This is a genomic window from Paenibacillus pinisoli (assembly GCF_003605435.1).
GTDB lineage: Bacteria > Bacillota > Bacilli > Paenibacillales > Paenibacillaceae > Pristimantibacillus > Pristimantibacillus pinisoli.
Genome location: NZ_QXQB01000004.1, coordinates 629,627 through 646,028 on the forward strand (window position 1 = coordinate 629,627; position 16,402 = coordinate 646,028).

The 16,402-nt window shown below is 52.4% G+C and carries 19 protein-coding genes; 15 read left to right on the top strand and 4 right to left on the bottom strand.

Features of this window, described 5'->3' with window-relative positions; genetic code table 11:
* Positions 1-51: 51 nt before the first annotated feature.
* The 3 genes from spoIVB (at position 52) to D3P09_RS20105 (ending at position 3,785) form a co-directional block, all read left to right on the top strand.
* A complete protein-coding gene (gene spoIVB / locus D3P09_RS20095; protein WP_120113162.1) occupies positions 52-1,380 on the top strand; it encodes a SpoIVB peptidase in 1,329 nt (442 codons plus the stop codon).
* Between the two features lie 248 nt (positions 1,381-1,628).
* Entirely contained in the window at positions 1,629-2,441 is an 813-nt protein-coding gene (gene spo0A, locus D3P09_RS20100) for a sporulation transcription factor Spo0A (protein WP_120113163.1), read from the top strand.
* Between the two features lie 237 nt (positions 2,442-2,678).
* A complete protein-coding gene (locus D3P09_RS20105; RefSeq protein ID WP_133305035.1) occupies positions 2,679-3,785 on the top strand; it encodes a GGDEF domain-containing protein in 1,107 nt (368 codons plus the stop codon).
* 16 nt (positions 3,786-3,801) lie between these two features.
* Here D3P09_RS20105 and D3P09_RS27775 read toward each other — a convergent pair whose 3' ends face one another.
* Positions 3,802-3,966, bottom strand: a complete 165-nt coding sequence (locus tag D3P09_RS27775; RefSeq protein ID WP_165867511.1) for a hypothetical protein — start codon at positions 3,964-3,966, stop codon at positions 3,802-3,804.
* Between the two features lie 138 nt (positions 3,967-4,104).
* The gene (locus tag D3P09_RS20110) at positions 4,105-4,398 is read right to left on the bottom strand and encodes a DUF2627 domain-containing protein (RefSeq protein WP_120113165.1); all 294 of its coding nucleotides are present in this window, start codon (positions 4,396-4,398) and stop codon (positions 4,105-4,107) included.
* 215 nt (positions 4,399-4,613) lie between these two features.
* Here D3P09_RS20110 and lpdA point away from each other — a divergent pair, with 215 nt between their 5' ends.
* The 5 genes from lpdA to lipB all read left to right on the top strand — a co-directional run bounded on the left by lpdA (position 4,614) and on the right by lipB (position 10,246).
* Positions 4,614-6,041, top strand: coding sequence for a dihydrolipoyl dehydrogenase (gene lpdA / locus D3P09_RS20115; protein WP_120113166.1), 1,428 nt, complete (start codon positions 4,614-4,616; stop codon positions 6,039-6,041).
* 98 nt (positions 6,042-6,139) lie between these two features.
* Positions 6,140-7,174, top strand: a complete 1,035-nt coding sequence (locus D3P09_RS20120; RefSeq protein WP_120113167.1) for a thiamine pyrophosphate-dependent dehydrogenase E1 component subunit alpha — start codon at positions 6,140-6,142, stop codon at positions 7,172-7,174.
* Complete coding sequence (locus D3P09_RS20125; protein WP_120113168.1) at positions 7,174-8,157, top strand: alpha-ketoacid dehydrogenase subunit beta; 984 nt, start codon at positions 7,174-7,176, stop codon at positions 8,155-8,157. Before D3P09_RS20120 ends, D3P09_RS20125 begins: the two co-directional genes overlap by 1 nt.
* A gap of 44 nt (positions 8,158-8,201) precedes the next feature.
* On the top strand, positions 8,202-9,512 hold the full coding sequence (locus D3P09_RS20130) for a dihydrolipoamide acetyltransferase family protein (protein ID WP_120113169.1): 1,311 nt from the start codon (positions 8,202-8,204) through the stop codon (positions 9,510-9,512).
* A gap of 17 nt (positions 9,513-9,529) precedes the next feature.
* Positions 9,530-10,246, top strand: coding sequence for a lipoyl(octanoyl) transferase LipB (lipB, locus tag D3P09_RS20135; RefSeq protein ID WP_120113170.1), 717 nt, complete (start codon positions 9,530-9,532; stop codon positions 10,244-10,246).
* On the opposite strand, the gene prli42 is transcribed toward lipB, so the two are convergent.
* Positions 10,232-10,333: a stressosome-associated protein Prli42 gene (prli42, locus tag D3P09_RS27780; RefSeq protein ID WP_165867512.1), complete on the bottom strand. Its 102-nt coding sequence runs from the start codon at positions 10,331-10,333 to the stop codon at positions 10,232-10,234. The two genes, lipB and prli42, sit on opposite strands and share 15 nt — an antisense overlap.
* Before the next feature lie 86 nt (positions 10,334-10,419).
* Here prli42 and D3P09_RS20140 point away from each other — a divergent pair, with 86 nt between their 5' ends.
* Positions 10,420-11,556 (top strand): M20/M25/M40 family metallo-hydrolase, encoded by a 1,137-nt coding sequence (locus D3P09_RS20140; protein ID WP_120113171.1) that lies wholly within the window; start codon positions 10,420-10,422, stop codon positions 11,554-11,556.
* Positions 11,557-11,580: 24 nt separating this feature from the next.
* Here the strand turns inward: D3P09_RS20140 and mciZ are convergent, their stop codons facing one another.
* Complete coding sequence (gene mciZ / locus D3P09_RS27785; protein WP_165867513.1) at positions 11,581-11,748, bottom strand: Z-ring formation inhibitor MciZ; 168 nt, start codon at positions 11,746-11,748, stop codon at positions 11,581-11,583.
* 99 nt (positions 11,749-11,847) lie between these two features.
* Between mciZ and D3P09_RS20150 the strand changes: the two genes are divergently transcribed.
* From D3P09_RS20150 to xerD, 6 genes are all read left to right on the top strand, one after another.
* Positions 11,848-12,411 (top strand): NUDIX domain-containing protein, encoded by a 564-nt coding sequence (locus D3P09_RS20150; protein WP_120113172.1) that lies wholly within the window; start codon positions 11,848-11,850, stop codon positions 12,409-12,411.
* 111 nt (positions 12,412-12,522) lie between these two features.
* Positions 12,523-13,140 carry a stage II sporulation protein M gene (gene spoIIM, locus D3P09_RS20155; RefSeq protein WP_243644323.1) on the top strand — a complete coding sequence of 206 codons (618 nt, stop codon included), beginning with the start codon at positions 12,523-12,525 and terminating at the stop codon, positions 13,138-13,140.
* Positions 13,141-13,270: 130 nt separating this feature from the next.
* A complete protein-coding gene (gene fur / locus D3P09_RS20160; RefSeq protein WP_120113174.1) occupies positions 13,271-13,732 on the top strand; it encodes a ferric iron uptake transcriptional regulator in 462 nt (153 codons plus the stop codon).
* Positions 13,733-13,893: 161 nt separating this feature from the next.
* Entirely contained in the window at positions 13,894-15,036 is a 1,143-nt protein-coding gene (gene ald / locus D3P09_RS20165; protein ID WP_120113175.1) for an alanine dehydrogenase, read from the top strand.
* Between the two features lie 97 nt (positions 15,037-15,133).
* Positions 15,134-15,367 (top strand): DUF4227 family protein, encoded by a 234-nt coding sequence (locus D3P09_RS20170; protein ID WP_120113176.1) that lies wholly within the window; start codon positions 15,134-15,136, stop codon positions 15,365-15,367.
* A gap of 114 nt (positions 15,368-15,481) precedes the next feature.
* Positions 15,482-16,372 carry a site-specific tyrosine recombinase XerD gene (xerD, locus tag D3P09_RS20175; RefSeq protein ID WP_120113177.1) on the top strand — a complete coding sequence of 297 codons (891 nt, stop codon included), beginning with the start codon at positions 15,482-15,484 and terminating at the stop codon, positions 16,370-16,372.
* The last annotated feature ends 30 nt before the right edge of the window (positions 16,373-16,402 follow it).

Here is a 16,402-nt window from a genome sequence, read left to right on the forward strand (position 1 = left end):
GCGACATAACCTTTATCGTCATGCGATGGAATGACAGGGAGCGTGAAATCATTGAACTCCAATCCTCGGAAACGATGGTTTGGGTTGATCCTCGTGTCCTTCGTCTGCATGATCGGTTTCTCCACCCCGTTTCAACAATTCGCCGCATTGCCGAATGAACTACGTTTATTCTCTGGCCAGATGAAACGACTGCAAGTTGGAGTACCCGTCCATGCGGAGGTCACGGTCGATCCCCAGATGCTGCAAGTTAACGGCATGTCGAAGCAATCCACATCCGTTAAATTGAGCGAACCGCTATCACTGCAACCTAGCCAAAGCGGTCAGACCGATATGAAAGTGAAATTATTTGGTAAAATTCCTTTCAAAACGATTAAAGTTCATGTAGTGCCTGATCTTCGCGTCATACCTGGCGGCCAGACGATCGGTGTGAAGGTCAAATCGGCTGGAATCCTGGTTGTCGGTCATCATCAAGTTGTAGACCGCAATGGAAGCAAGCAGTCTCCAGGTGAAGCAGCCGGACTTAAGCTTGGCGATTTGATCATGAGCATTAACGGAACTCCTGTGAACGAGGTTCACAAAGTGGGCGTGCTATGCGAGAGGTATGGCGTTGACAAGCAGCCGCTAGAGGTTACGTACAAGCGCGGAGGCCAGTTGAACCGAACGAAGCTTAGCCCCGTTTACGATGAGGATGACAAGGCTTGGCGCTTGGGGCTGTATATCCGCGATTCAGCAGCGGGCGTAGGCACCCTCACCTTTTATGCTCCTGATCAAGGCGTATACGGAGCGTTGGGACATGTGATTACGGATATGGACACCCAAACTCCAATTGAAGTTGGAGAAGGACAAATTCTGCAATCCAGCGTGACGTCTATTAACAAGAGCCAAACAGGCGAACCCGGCGAGAAACGGGCTCATTTTGTGAAGGAAAGCAAAGTGCTGGGCAATATTGAGCGGAACACGCCATTCGGCATATTCGGCAAGATGAATGAAGCGCCGACCCATAGTTATAGCGGCAAGGCATTGCCAGTTGCGTTCGCTGAGGATGTGAAGGAAGGTCCTGCCCAAATTCTAACCGTTGTTAACGGGCAGAAGGTGGAACGGTTCAACATCGAAATCATGCATGTATCCAAGCAGTCCGGCCCGGCAACCAAAGGAATGGTTATTAAAATTACGGACAAGCGGCTCCTAAGCAAGACTGGAGGTATCGTACAAGGCATGTCCGGCAGTCCAATCATTCAAGATGGCAAGCTGGTTGGCGCAGTTACCCATGTATTCGTTAATGATCCGTCATCTGGTTACGGATGTTTCATTGAATGGATGCTGCAAGACGCAGGCGTACTGATGAAATCATCAGGTAAGTCTGACAATAAAGCGGCTTAATGTAAATAAACGTCTTCTGCGAAGGAAATCGCGGAAGACGTTTATTCTTAATGGGATTCGACAAGGACGTGTCGAAGCTTCTCGAAATTGTTCGGTTCATGCAATAAATTATTAATTATATCGAACTCTAATAAAAAAATAAAGAAAAAAGATTTTCGACAGAAGGAATTCCATTATGAATGTCGAAAACTTAAACTCAGACAGCGAATGTACCAACACATAAATATCATTTAAGGGAGGATTAGACTTTGCATAAGATCGAAGTATTGTTGGCAGATGACAACAGAGAGTTCACCAATTTGTTATCGGAATACATATCCGAACAAAGTGATATGCATGTAAGTGGCGTCGCGTATAATGGAGAAGAGGTGATCCGTCACCTGGAGCAATCCAGAAATGTGCCGGATGTTCTTATTCTTGATATTATAATGCCGCACTTGGATGGACTAGGCGTTCTGGAACGTTTGAGAGAAATGAATTTGTCCCCTATGCCAAAAATCATTATGCTCACGGCGTTCGGCCAGGAGAACATTACGCAAAAGGCCGTACAACTGGGTGCTTCTTATTACATACTGAAGCCTTTTGACATGGATATTCTTGCGAATCGTATCCGTCAATTGGTTGGCAACACAACATTCCCGGCTTCTGCCAATTTCAGCGCTGGCACTTCGGCGATCAAGTCGAATGTGGTGCCGCTGGCCAAAGGCAAAAATCTGGATGCGAACATTACAAGCATCATTCATGAAATCGGCGTACCTGCGCACATAAAGGGGTATCAATATTTGCGTGAAGCCATTACGATGGTTTACAACAATATTGAAATTTTGGGCGCTATCACCAAGACGCTCTATCCGGCTATCGCCGAAAAGTTCAAGACAACGCCTTCACGCGTTGAACGCGCTATCCGCCACGCGATTGAAGTCGCCTGGACGCGCGGCAATATCGACTCCATAAGCCATCTTTTTGGATATACCATCAACATCAGCAAGTCGAAGCCAACCAACTCGGAGTTCATCGCTATGGTTGCCGATAAGCTGAGAATTGAACATAAAGTTTCGTGAAAGCAAGAGGATTAAGGAGTGATGATTGCCATCACTCAAAGTAGGATTTAGGAAAAAGAGTCACTTATGGATTGGTTGTCAAGCGCAACCAATGCAGAAGTGGCTTTTTTTGTGAACGGAATGCAATTCGGCGGATGTATGTATGGTGCTTATGCGCTGGAAATCCTGTCGCTTCAATGCCAGCAAACTATGCTATAATCGAACAGATATCTCACAGGCAGAAGGGTGAAGGAAGATTTGACATTTGTAGATACCATCGAAGACATCGTAGCAAACTTAGCCATTGTGACTGCGTATCTTTTTTTTACGAACCAGCTGATTCTGAAGAAAGTGGAACTGGGAGATAAGCTCTCATCCGCGATGATCTGGAAAGTAGGCGTTGCAGCGGGACTGCTAGGTATTCTGCTCATGAGCTTTACCGTACATTTGAACGGAACGCTGCTGGACTTCCGCCAGCTCGCCATCATTATTGCAGCCATGTATGGAGGCATCTATTCATCTATGATTGCGGCTGTCATGATTTTGGCCATGCGGCTGTTTGCCTTTGGCGAGGTGACCATATCTACAGTGATAGCGGCAAGCAACACGATTATTATTGCACTTGCGGTAGGAGCGGTATGCTACCAGTCATTTTCATATAGAAAAAAGTGGATCTATTCAATCGTGATTTGCAATGCGTGTACGGCACTTGTCTTTGTTATTAACGTTGGTGAGCAAGCGGTTATCCCAATTGTGTCTTATGTTGTCATGATGTTTATTGGCGGGCTGCTGACTGCTTACCTGGTCGATTTCCTGAATAAAGCCAATGTGCAGTTCAAACGGAACGAGAAAGAAGCAACTGTGGATTTTCTGACGGGACTAAGCAATAACAGAAGCTTTGACGCCAAATATCAGAGTTTGCTTCGGATGGCTGAGACCAAAGGGGAATGTCTTTCGCTTGCGCTGATTGATATTGATTTCTTCAAGAAGGTTAATGATACATATGGTCATGTGAATGGTGATGTCGTGTTGAAAGAGCTGGGTACTGTCCTGAGAGAAACGGCGAGGTCATTTGATACGGTATCCCGCAACGGCGGGGAGGAATTTTCGGTTCTGCTGTACGATACGCCGCATGAGCACGCACTTGGCATTGCGGAGAAGCTGCGCCTTGCTGTAGGCAAGCATCCGTTCAAGCTGACAGACGGGACAAGCTTGCAGGTGACGGTGTCTGTCGGAGTGGCAACCTACCCGCATACGAGCAAAGAGCGGTTGATGGAGCAAGCAGACGAGGCGTTGTATAAGGCAAAAGCAAGCGGCAGAAACCAGGTATGCTCCAATCAAAGAGTCCTCGTTCTCAGCCCATAAAAAATCGCAGATTGAATTAATATTCAAATCTGCGATTTAAGTAGACGTTGCGTCCATATTTGCGGATCAGGCTAGCGGCCTCAGCTTTGACAAAAGCACGGATGTCTTGCAACTTCTGTTTGCTCGGACGCAGCGTTTCTTGTTTCTTGCCGTCTACCAGGACGTCGAATACGATGTTCAATGGGGTTCACCTCGCTTTTTCGCTCGATGTACCCATTGTATGCTGTTATCGTTAGGAAGGAATCAATGGAATTCGCCAATCTTGTAAAGATTGGACGAGATCATCATCGCATTGTAAAATAAAGAAGCGCCATCGACGCTAAGCCTGTGGCTTGGGCGGACGAGGGCGCTTCTGTTTGAAGCGGGGCGCTACATAATTGCGCTTGCGGTCCCGGAAGAAAATCCAGCCGCCGATAAAACCTGCTCCGGCTGCGAACATAACGAGTCCAAGCAGGAACATAAGCCAGTCAAAGCTTGGCGTAACTGCGTCGTTGCCGAAATCGGAGAAGAACATAAACAGCGAGTCCTTCATCTTCAGAAAACCGAAACATGCGAGAATGCCGGGAATAACCAGCATAATGACGGCGATAAAGCGGGCAATCACTAATTTCATGGGATCAATATCTCCTTGCCTATGTACGGTCTGAACATATAGATACCTCTATCATACCTTTTTCTGCGTCAGGTGTCTATTTTACTGCAAGTCAGTGAAATGAATAGAAAAAAGGGGTACAATGATACTGCGGATCTATCAGACATCGCTTGCCGGAGATGAATACTAGAATCAGGCAGGCATATAATAGAACAACATTAATTGGAGGGACAGGAATGGCCATTACAGTAGACGTTGCCGTACTGGGAGGCGGTCCAGGCGGTTATACAGCGGCGATACGGGCCGCGCAAGCCGGCAAGAAAGTAGCAATCATCGAGATGGACAAGCTTGGCGGCACTTGCTTACATAAAGGATGCATTCCTAGCAAATCGCTGCTGCGGAGCGCAGAGGTATACCGGACGCTGCTGGCTTCTCAGCAATATGGCATCGACGTAGCCGAAGGAGCGGTATCGCTGGACTTCGGAAAGGTGCAGACCCGCAAATCCGCAACCGTGGATCAGTTGTTCCGCGGCTTGCAGGGCTTAATGAAAAAACACGGCATAGAGATCGTTCGCGGCAAAGGACGGGTCATCGGCCCTTCCATCTTCTCGCCTAAAAGCGGATCGCTTGCGGTAGAGCTTGCAGACGGGGAGATGGAGTCGGTCGTCTCGACTAACCTGATTATTGCGACGGGATCCCGTCCGCGTTCTCTTCCGGGTCTTGAGCCGGACGGAGAACGTATTCTGACAAGCGACGACGCCTTGCAGTTGGATGCGCTGCCGGAGTCCATTCTCATCGTGGGCGGAGGCGTCATTGGCGTCGAGTGGGCCTCGATGCTGCAGGACTTCGGCGTAAGCGTAACGTTAGTGGAGGCTGGCGCGAGACTGCTGCCGGGGGAAGATGCGGAAGTATCGGCTGAGCTGACTAGGGCGCTGCGACGCCGTGGCGTACGCATCCTGACGAGCGTTCAATTGGATACCTCCAGCTATGCTGTTGCAGGCGAAGGCATCTCCATCAAAGCATCTACGCAGGATGGCGACGTCGAGCTGACGGCGGACAAGCTGCTGCTGTCCGTAGGCCGGGTAGCGAATATTGAAGGCATTGGACTGGAGAACACAGATGTTCGGACGAAGGACGGCTTTATTGAAGTCAATCCATTCGGGCAAACGACCGAGCCGCATATCTACGCAATCGGCGACGTCATTGGCGGCGTCCAGCTGGCTCATGCCGCTTCTCATGAAGGGCTGAACGCAGTCGACCACATTTGCGGCAAGCAGATTCATCCGCTTCCGGATCACTTGATACCAAGATGCATCTACTCCAGTCCGGAGATTGCATCTTACGGGTTAACCGAAGACGGCGCACGAACTCGCGGGCATGATATCAAGATTGGCAAAGTTCCGTTCCAGGCGATAGGCAAGGCCATTGTGCTGGGTGAGGCGGAAGGCTTTGTGAAGGTTATCGCCGACCGCAAGACGAATGACATTCTTGGGGTGCATATGATCGGGCCGCATGCCACTGATCTGATCTCGGAAGCGTCGCTGGCAGGCTGGCTGAATGCTGCGCCGTGGGAAGCGGGCGCTATGGTGCATCCGCATCCGACGCTGGCTGAAGCTCTCGGCGAAGCCATGCTGGCTGTCGACGGCAAGTCCACAGTGTTTTGATGAAGACGGATTTCTTTTTGTCCGAAAAGCGGTTATAATAGGTATGACAAGGTCTTAGTACCAGGTTATAATAGCTGCCAACAAGGAGGAATGCCTAGATGGCCGGAATCTCTTCAGCAAGTAAAAATGCTCGCCATTTGGAATTGGGTTTAAGCGATGAGCAAGCTATTGATATGTATACGAATATGGTTAAGGCAAGAAGGTTTGATGAGCGGGTGCTGCTGCTGCAGCGCGCAGGCAAAATCAATTTCCATGTATCCGGTATCGGCCAGGAGGTCGCGCAAGTGGCGGCAGCCTTTGCGCTGAACCGCGAGGATGATTATTTCCTGCCGTATTACCGCGATTACGGGTTTGTGCTATCCGTCGGGATGACGCTGCGTGAGCTGCTGTTGTCTGTATTCGCGAAGGCGGAGGATCCCAACAGCGGCGGACGCCAAATGCCGGGTCACTTCGGTCATAAGAAGCTGCGGATCGTGACGGGTTCGAGCCCGGTCACGACTCAAGTGCCGCATGCCGTAGGCATCGCGCTTGCCGCGAAGATGAAGAAGAAGCCGCTCGTCAGCTTTGTGACGTTCGGCGAAGGCTCCAGCAATCAAGGCGACTTCCACGAAGGCTGTAATTTCGCGGGCGTGCATAAGCTGCCTGTAATCTTGATGTGCGAGAACAATCAATATGCCATCTCGGTGCCTGTGCACAAGCAGCTTGGCGGACGTGTGGCAGATCGTGCGATCGGTTACGGCTTCCCCGGTATACGGGTTGACGGCAATGACGCGCTTGAGGTGTACCGAGTAGTGAAGGAAGCACGAGATCGTGCGATTGCGGGTGAAGGCCCGACGTTGATTGAAGCGATGATGTATCGTCTGTCGCCTCATTCCACATCGGATAACGATTTGGCATATCGGACAAAGGAAGAAGTGGATGAGCACCGCGAGAAAGACGGCCTTCCGCACTTCAAGCAATATTTGATCGATTGCGGAATCTGGAATGATGAGCTGGATGCTGACCTTCAGACCCGCATACGCAAGGAGCTTGACGAAGCGACGGAGTATGCCGACAAGGCAGCATTCCCGACACCGGAGTCCACGCTTCACCATGTCTATGCGAATGATGACCAGCAAGGAGGGCTGCGCTAATGGCCGTCATGGATTATATCGATGCAATCAGGCTCGCCATGAAGGAAGAAATGGAGCGCGACGAGGATGTCTTCGTGCTTGGCGAGGATGTTGGCGTGAAGGGCGGCGTCTTTACGACGACCAAAGGCCTTCATGAGCAGTTCGGCGAGCTTCGCGCTATGGATACGCCGCTTGCGGAGTCTGCCATTGCAGGCGTTGCGATTGGTGCGGCGATGTACGGCATGAAGCCGATTGCCGAGATGCAGTATTCGGACTTTATGTTCCCGGCGACGAACCAGATCATCAGCGAAGCGGCGAAGATCCGTTACCGCTCCAACAACGACTGGACATGTCCAGTCGTTATCCGCGCGCCGATCGGCGGCGGCATCTTCGGCGGCTTGTATCATTCGCAATGCCCGGAGTCGGTCTTCTTCGGAACGCCTGGACTCAAGATCGTCGCACCGTACCGGCCGTATGACGCGAAAGGGCTGCTGAAAGCGGCTGTTCGCGATGAAGATCCGGTTCTTTACTTCGAGAACAAGAAGTGCTACAAGCTTGTGAATGGCGAAGTGCCGGAAGATGATTATATCGTGCCGATCGGCAAAGCGAACGTGCTTCGTGAAGGCGACGATATTACCGTAATCGGCTACAGCATGCCGCTGCGTTTTGTCGAGCAAGCTGCGGAGGAGCTTCAGCAGGAAGGCATCAGCGCGCATATCCTGGATCTGCGCACGCTGCAGCCGCTGGATAAGGAAGCGATTCTGGAAGCGGTCCGCAAGACGGGCAAGGTATTGATCGTGCATGAGGATAATAAAACAGGCGGCGTCGGAGCCGAAGTAGCGGCCATTATTGCGGAAGAGCTGCTTTATGAGCTGGATGCGCCGATCATGCGCCTCTGCGGTCCGGATGTGCCGGCAATGCCGATTAACCCGCCGGGCGAGAAGTTTTTCCTTCTGAACAAGGACAAAGTAAAAGAAGCCATGAAGCATTTGGCATTATACTAAGGATTGCGGGGCCTTATAGGCTTGGACAGTTAGGAGCTGGTTGAATGAAAACTTTGACGGAAATAATCGTGCCGCAGCTGGCGGAATCGCTTGTGAACGCTACGATTGACAAGTGGCTGAAGCAGCCGGGTGATTGGGTGGATGTATATGAGCCCATCTGCGAAATATTAACCGATAAAGTGAATGCGGAGCTTCCGTCCACAGTGTCTGGCAAGCTGGTAAAAATATTAGTCGGCAGCGGAGAGACGGTTCCCGTCGGCACACCGGTCTGCTTGATTGAGACAGAAGCGGCGGAAGGCTCCGCCCAGCCGGATGGACAGCCGGCGCCAAGCGAGCCGGCAGCAGCAGCTGTTGCCGCTATCGCAGTTGACGAGGATGCGCCGATGCGCAATCGGTTCTCGCCGGCTGTACAACAGCTGGCCGCCGAGCATGGCGTACGGCTGAGCGACGTTACCGGCACGGGACTGGGCGGACGTATCACGCGCAAAGACGTGCTTGCATATGTCGCTTCAGGCGCGAACAAAACATCGGCGTCGCAGGCGGCTCCTGCCGCGTCTGCATCCATCGATCCGAAAGCGCAGGTGCGCTCCTCCGGCATTCATTTGTCAGAGACGCCGCGCATTCCGAAGATCGAGATCGAAAGCAGCGCGCCGGGTCGCGGCGAGACGTTCATCGATGTAACGCCGATCCGCAATACGATCGCCCGCAACATGAGACAGAGCGTAAGCGAGATTCCACATGCGTGGACGATGATTGAGGTTGACGTGACGAATCTCGTTGTCCTGCGGAACAAGCTGAAGGATGAATTCATGAAGCGCGAAGGCATTAACCTGACTTACCTGGCGTTCCTGCTCAAGGCTGTCGTTAATGCGATCAAGGATTATCCGATTATGAACTCCACTTGGGCAGTGGACAAAATCATCGTGAAGCGCGATATCAACATCTCCCTTGCCGTCGGCACGGAAGATTCGGTATTGACGCCGGTCATCAAAAACGCAGATCATAAAAATGTCGCGGGTCTGGCGAAGGAAATCGATGAGCTCGCCCGCAAGACGCGCGAGGGCAAGCTTACGCTGTCGGATATGCAAGGCGGCACCTTTACGGTGAACAATACAGGTTCGTTCGGCTCCATCTTGTCTTATCCGATTATTAACTATCCGCAAGCCGCGATCCTAACGTTCGAATCCATCGTCAAGCGTCCGGTTGTCATCAATGATATGATTGCAGTGCGTTCCATGGCGAATCTGTGTTTGTCGCTCGACCACCGTATCTTGGACGGAGTCATCTGCGGCAGATTCCTGCAGCGGGTGAAGGACAATCTGGAAAGCTTCACGCTCGACAGCAAACTGTATTAAGAGAAGGGGAATCCATCATGAAGGAAACAGAACCAAATACTGATTCCAGAGCGGTGGCTGCCGGATACATCGGAACAGTCCCTTATGCGGAGGCATGGGAGCTGCAAAAGGCATATGTGAAGGAGATTGACCGGGAGGAGCGTCTGGAGACGCTGCTCCTTCTTCAGCATCCGCCTACTTATACGATGGGCTCCGACCGCCATCCCGAGCATTTGCTGCTGGATGAGGACGAGCTTAAGGAGAAGGGCATCTCGTTGTTCGAGATCGATCGCGGCGGAGATATTACATACCATGGCCCCGGCCAGCTGGTCGGCTATCCGCTGCTGTATCTGGATGCGGTCGGCTTGGATCTCCATGCGTATCTGAGAAGCCTGGAGCAGGTTATTATAGACTGGCTCGGGCAATATGGTATAGAAGCGGGGCGTAAGCCGGAATATACAGGAGTATGGGTCAAGGATGAGAAAATCGCGGCGATCGGCGTGAAATTTAATAAAGCCCGTCGTCGGAGGGGCTTTATTACGAGCCACGGCTTTGCGCTCAATATCAAGTCAGGCATCGCCTCGGAAGGATTCGCCGGCATTGTGCCATGCGGCATTCAGCAATACGGCGTCACTTCCTTTAACGACTTGACGGGATTGAATAAGACGGTGGAGGAGGCGGCTGCAGAATTGCTGCCATACTTCCTGAAGCAGTTCGGGCTTCACTTGTCCGAAAAAACGTTAACCCAGGAATAGCGAGCCGACTCCGGCGAAAAGCGTAGTTACAACTAGCGCGGCTACAACGACGATAGCCACGATGCGTATCATTTTTTGCTGGCGCATAGGGCAGTTCTCCTTTCTGAATAATATTACAACAAGTGAAACGATATCTTCTATTGTAAACGATAGAGACGGACGGAGGAAACAGGATGATTAAAAAAGATCGATTGGTTCAAGAATTTATGGAGCTTGTACAGGTGGACAGCGAGACGAAGCATGAAGCGGAAATCAGCAAGGTGCTGAAGGAGAAATTCGCGGCGCTTGGACTTGCCATTACGGAGGACGATGCCGCAGCCAAAACCGGACACGGAGCGAACAACTTGTTCGCCATGCTGGAGAGCGCAAACGGCGGGGACGCGAATGCGCCTACCATCTTCTTCACGAGTCATATGGATACTGTAACGCCGGGCAACGGCATTAAGCCGCAGCTGGATGCGGATGGCTATATCCGCAGCGACGGCACGACGATTCTGGGAGCAGACGACAAAGCGGGCCTTGCAGCCATGTTCGAAGCGATTCGCGTCCTGAAGGAAAACAATATTCCGCACGGCCGCATTCAATTCGTGATTACGGTGGGAGAAGAGTCGGGTCTGCTGGGCGCACGCGCGCTGGACGCTTCCAAGCTGGAAGCCAAGTTCGGCTATGCGCTTGACTCCAATGGAGCGATCGGCGATATTGCGGTTGCCGCGCCTACTCAAGCGAAAGTAACGATCAAGCTGTTTGGAAAATCCGCGCATGCTGGCGTTAATCCGGAAGATGGCATCAGCGCGATTCAAGTTGCGGCGAAAGCAATCGCCCGCATGCCGCTTGGCCGCATCGATTCCGAGACCACTGCCAACATCGGCAAGTTCGAAGGCGGCGGCGCAACCAACATCGTATGCGATTATGTGAAGCTTGATGCAGAAGCGAGAAGCCTTGTGCAGCCGAAGCTTGACGCTCAGCTGGCGGCGATGAAGAATGCGGTTGAGAGCGCGGCGCAGGAATTCGGAGCGCGTGCGGAGTTCGAGAGCGACATTATTTATCCGGCTTACCTTTACCAGGACGGGGATGATGTCGTAGAACTGGCCAAAAAAGCGATCGTAGCGATTGGCGCCACGCCAAAGACCTTCCATTCCGGAGGCGGAAGCGACGCCAACATCTTCAACGGCCTGGGCGTGCCGACCGTTAACTTGGCAGTAGGCTACGAATATATCCATACGACCAAGGAACAAATCAAAGCTGACGATCTGGCGAAGACAGCCGAACTGGTGGTAGAAATCATTAAGCAAGCTGCAGCTGGAGAATAATCCGCCGGGAGCCGCATGGCCGGGTTATGGCCTGCGGCTGCTCCCAAGAGATACCTTCATTGGAGGAAGCTCCTTCGTGAACCGGGACAGTATCATCCCGTCTTCCGCCGCAGCGAGCTTCCTCAAATGGTGGCGGATTTCCCATCCTTTGCCGACCAGCCTTAATTGATTCGATGCCATATATCGCTTCATCTTCGATCGCTCCTGTCCTTTGTTTTCATTACAGGATAGGTATGCGTATGAGGGACAAGTTATGCCTGCCGCTATTGGCGCGGCTACGGGAGGAATACGATGAGCACGGGAGATAAGAAGCCGATCTGGCGCGAGGAAACGATACATACTGAACCGGTCTTCCAGGGCAAGGTCATATCCTTGCAGGTGGACACGGTTGCTCTTCCTGACGGCAAGCAGGCCGCGCGGGAAATTGTCCGGCATCCTGGCGCTTCGGCGGTCATGGGGCTTGTGGACGGCAAGCTGCTGGTGGTCGATCAATACAGGAAGCCGATGGACAAATTCCAGATCGAGATTCCGGCTGGCAAGCTTGACGCCGGCGAGGACCCGATGGCAGCGGCCGCGCGCGAGCTTGAAGAGGAGACCGGCTACAGGGCCAAGGAGCTGAAGCTTGTCAGCGCCTTCTACACGTCGCCCGGCTTTGCGGATGAGAAGCTGTATCTTTATTTTGCGGATCAGCTGGAAGCGGGCGAGCAGCGGCTGGACGAAGATGAGGATCTGATCGTAGAAGCGATTACAATGGAACAAGCGGATGCTTATATCGCTGAAGGACGCATTAGCGACGCTAAGACGATATTGGCTGTTTATGCCTGGAAGCTTTATCTGAATACCGGCAAGATCTAGCATATCGGCGTCATACGAGCCCCTTTGCAGACATAGAATGAAAAGGACAACCTCTCCCGAAACGGAGAACTGTTCATACACATTCTGCGGAAAGCAAGGGGGCTTTGCGTCGTGAGGGCTCATTTTAATCTCTATTTGTTCGTTGCGGTATTGTTCGCTGTAGGAGGCATATTCGGGGCGCTGCTCGTCAACGCCCTGACGCTGGAACAGCAGCAGGAACTGGCATCCGAAGTCGGCCATTATGTGCAAAGCATGGGCATCGGATTCGGGGCAGCCCCTGAGGACATATTTTGGGAGCGGTTTTTCTTTCATCTGAAATGGCTGGTGCTCATCTGGCTGCTTGGCGTGACGGTAATCGGCATTCCGGGCATTTTGGTGCTTAATTTTTTGAAGGGCGCGCTGATTGGCTTCTCGATCGGCATCCTCATTCAGCAATATGAATGGAAAGGGATCTTTTTTTCGTTTGTTACACTAGCTCCCCAAAACGCGTTGGCCGTTCCTGCGTTAATGATTACTAGCGCAGCTTCTATTTCGTTCGGGGTCTACCTGGTGAAGAACAGGCTGCTGCAACAATCGGGGACGCTTCTGCCTGAGCTTGGCACGTTGACGTCGACGGCTATGCTCATGCTGCTTCTATTCGCAGGCGCGGCTTTGGTTGAAGCCTATATTTCTCCCTCTGTCATCGGTTGGGCAGCTCCCTATCTTTCGTCTCGTAACGGCATGATTTGACACCAATTTGTTTGACTTTCCCTGCAGTTAACCCCTATAATGAGAGGAACGTTTCCTATAAGTGCGTGTTCAAAAAGTCCGGTTTTGAACAATTCTATAAGAGGCGCGGACATGTGGCAGGGGGGAGATCATGGAAGCCCGGATTGAGAAGATCAAACAACAATTGCAGTCGCAGGGTTATAAGCTGACCCCGCAGCGTGAAGCTACGGTTCGCGTGTTGCTGGAGAATGAAGAAGACCATCTGAGCGCGGAAGACGTGTTCATGCTGGTGAAGGATAAAGCCCCCGAGATCGGCCTTGCGACCGTATACAGGACGCTCGAGCTGCTAAGCGAGATGCATGTCGTCGAGAAGATGAACTTTGGAGACGGCGTAGCAAGATACGATCTCCGTACGGATAGCAATAAGCATCACCATCATCACCTGATCTGCGTGCAGTGCGGGACGATGGAGGAGATAAAGGAAGACTGGCTGCTGCCGCTGGAAGAGAGGCTGGAGCAAGAATACGGTTTCTTCGTGGTTGACCACAGATTGGATTTCCAAGGCGTATGCGTACGCTGCAGAGAGAAAAACGATCATTCAAGCCCATCATAACGGCTTTGCGATCCATCCGTCGGATGGAAAGAGCAGGGCCGTTTTGCCGTTCAATAGGAGTCTTTTGGGTAGGCTCGTTCCGGCAAGGGGCGGCATACACATAATTTAAGCCAATGCTGGATAAGGTACGCTTAGCAACAATCCATTAGGAGGCGTGGCAGATGATTATTGGAGTGCCAAAGGAAATCAAGCAAAGCGAATATCGGGTTGCTTTGACGCCTGCTGGCGTTACGATGCTGACGGCAGCGGGACATACAGTCATCGTAGAATCCGGGGCGGGCGCCGGAAGCGGATTCGAGGATGAGGATTATGTCAGAGAAGGCGCAGCCATGCGCGCGGCAGCATCCGATGTATGGACAGAAGCCGATATGATCATGAAAGTGAAGGAGCCGCTTCCTGCGGAATACGGATACTTCCGCAAAGGGCTGCTCCTGTTCACCTATCTGCATCTGGCAGCCGCTCCGGAGCTGGTGAAGGCGCTGGTGGACAGCGGCGTGACGGGCATCGCCTACGAAACGATTCAGCTGGACAATGGCAGCTTGCCGCTGCTGACGCCGATGAGCGAGGTGGCCGGCCGGATGGCTGTTCAAGTCGGAGCGCAATTTCTGGAGGCCTTCAACGGCGGCAGAGGCGTGCTTCTAGGGGGAGTACCGGGCGTTCCGCCAGCAGAGGTTGTCGTTATTGGCGGCGGTATTGTCGGAACGAATGCCGCGAGAATGGCGCTCGGCTTGGGAGCCAATGTGGTGGTCATCGAGAGAAGCGCCGAGCGGATGCGGTACTTGGATGAAATATTCGAAGGCCGAATCCGCACATTGATGTCCAGCCCGTTCCATATAGCAGAAGCGGTCAGCCGTGCCGATCTGGTTATCGGCGCCGTGCTCATTCCGGGAGCGAAAGCGCCGCATCTGGTGACGGAGGCAATGGTCGAGCGAATGAAAAAAGGGGCGGTCATCGTGGACGTCGCTGTCGATCAAGGAGGCTCCATTGCAACAGTAGACCGTCCGACTACCCATAAGGATCCGGTCTATGTCAAGCATGGCGTCGTGCATTATGCGGTCGCGAACATACCGGGCGCGGTGCCGCGCACGTCGACCTTCGCGCTCACCAATGTGACAATGCCGTATGCGCTTGATCTTGCGACGAATGGACTCGCAGCGGTGCGGAAGAGCCTTCCGCTGCAGCGCGGCGTCAATACGTATGCCGGGATGGTGACGAATGAACCGGTTGCGACAGCTACGGGTTACGGGTATACTCCGATTATGAAGGCGCTGGAGAGCATCGCATACGATTCGCTGGAGCCCTAGCGCTCCGGCCAGGCGGGTAACATAATCCGGGCAGCGCGCTCATACTGTGATAGGGACAGACTATACACGGTTGTAAGAGCGAAGGGAGCTGCTTGGCATGGTTTTTTCATTCCGGGGATGGCTTAATCGGATCTGGTTTCTGCTTGTGTTTGCTTTTCTGCTGTTTTTCGCCGTTGGCGGGTACCGATGGCTGGTCGATATGGTCTCGCCCATCCATCCGTACGAGAAGCCGAAGGGCGCAGCGATGAAGGTATTTGTGACTGACCCGGAATCGCCGGAAGCGGGATATGGAGCTGACCGGCTAAGGTGGTTCTACTGGTACGGGGAGTAATAGCGCCAAGACGCATGATATTCGATGCAAAAGCAGGAATATTTATGTCGAATGTTGAATCATGATGGAGGTCCATCCTGAAGTATTGGCATTATCCCCGAAAGGAAGTTGCAATTGAAAGCTCAATTGAATCTTTATATGTCTCATCTGCAGCTTGAACGGAAGCTGTCACCCAATTCGCTCGCCTCGTATGAGCGGGATTTGAATCGTTTCATTCGATACGTTCAGGATGAAGGGATAGGGGAGTGGACGAATGTCCACCGCCATCATCTGTCCAAATATATGCTGCTGCTGAAGGAGCAGGGGCGGAAGGCGGCTACGATCTCGCGCCATATCGTATCGGTGCGCGCCTTTTTTCATTATTTGGCCTTAAGAGGCATTATCGCCTCGGATCCGTCGATTCATATGGAGTCTCCAAAGCAAGAGAAGAAGCCGCCGCATGTCTTGACTGTGGCTACCACCAGCGCCTTGCTGGAGACGCCGAATACCGCCACCGCAACAGGCAAGCGTGATAAAGCGATGCTGGAGCTGCTTTACGCGACCGGCATTCGGGTAACCGAGCTTGTATCGCTTAATGTGGAGCATGTCCATTTGAATTTGGGTTATATTCAATGCATAAGCTATGGCTTGAAAGAGAGAATTGTGCCATTCGGGAGCCATGCTAAGGATGCGATTGAGGATTATTTGGCGCTTGGCCGCGAATGCCTCTTGACCGGTAGAGAACCGGATTCGGCCCTGTTCTTGAACCATTTGGGCACCCGTATGACAAGGCAAGGCTTCTGGAAGATGCTCAAGAAATATTCGAAGGAAGCAGGCATTGATGCGGAGATAACGCCGCATACGCTGCGCCATTCCGTCGCCGCCCATCTGCTGGAGAACGGAGCGGATATTCGTTCGGTCCAAGAGCTGCTTGGCCATGCGGATATTGCGACGACACTGAAGTATACGCAGCTTTCCAAAACTCGGCTGAAGGACGCCTACGCCGGCGCCCACCCGAGAGCATGAGGCCGTTATCCTGCAGGGATGATGAGCCGT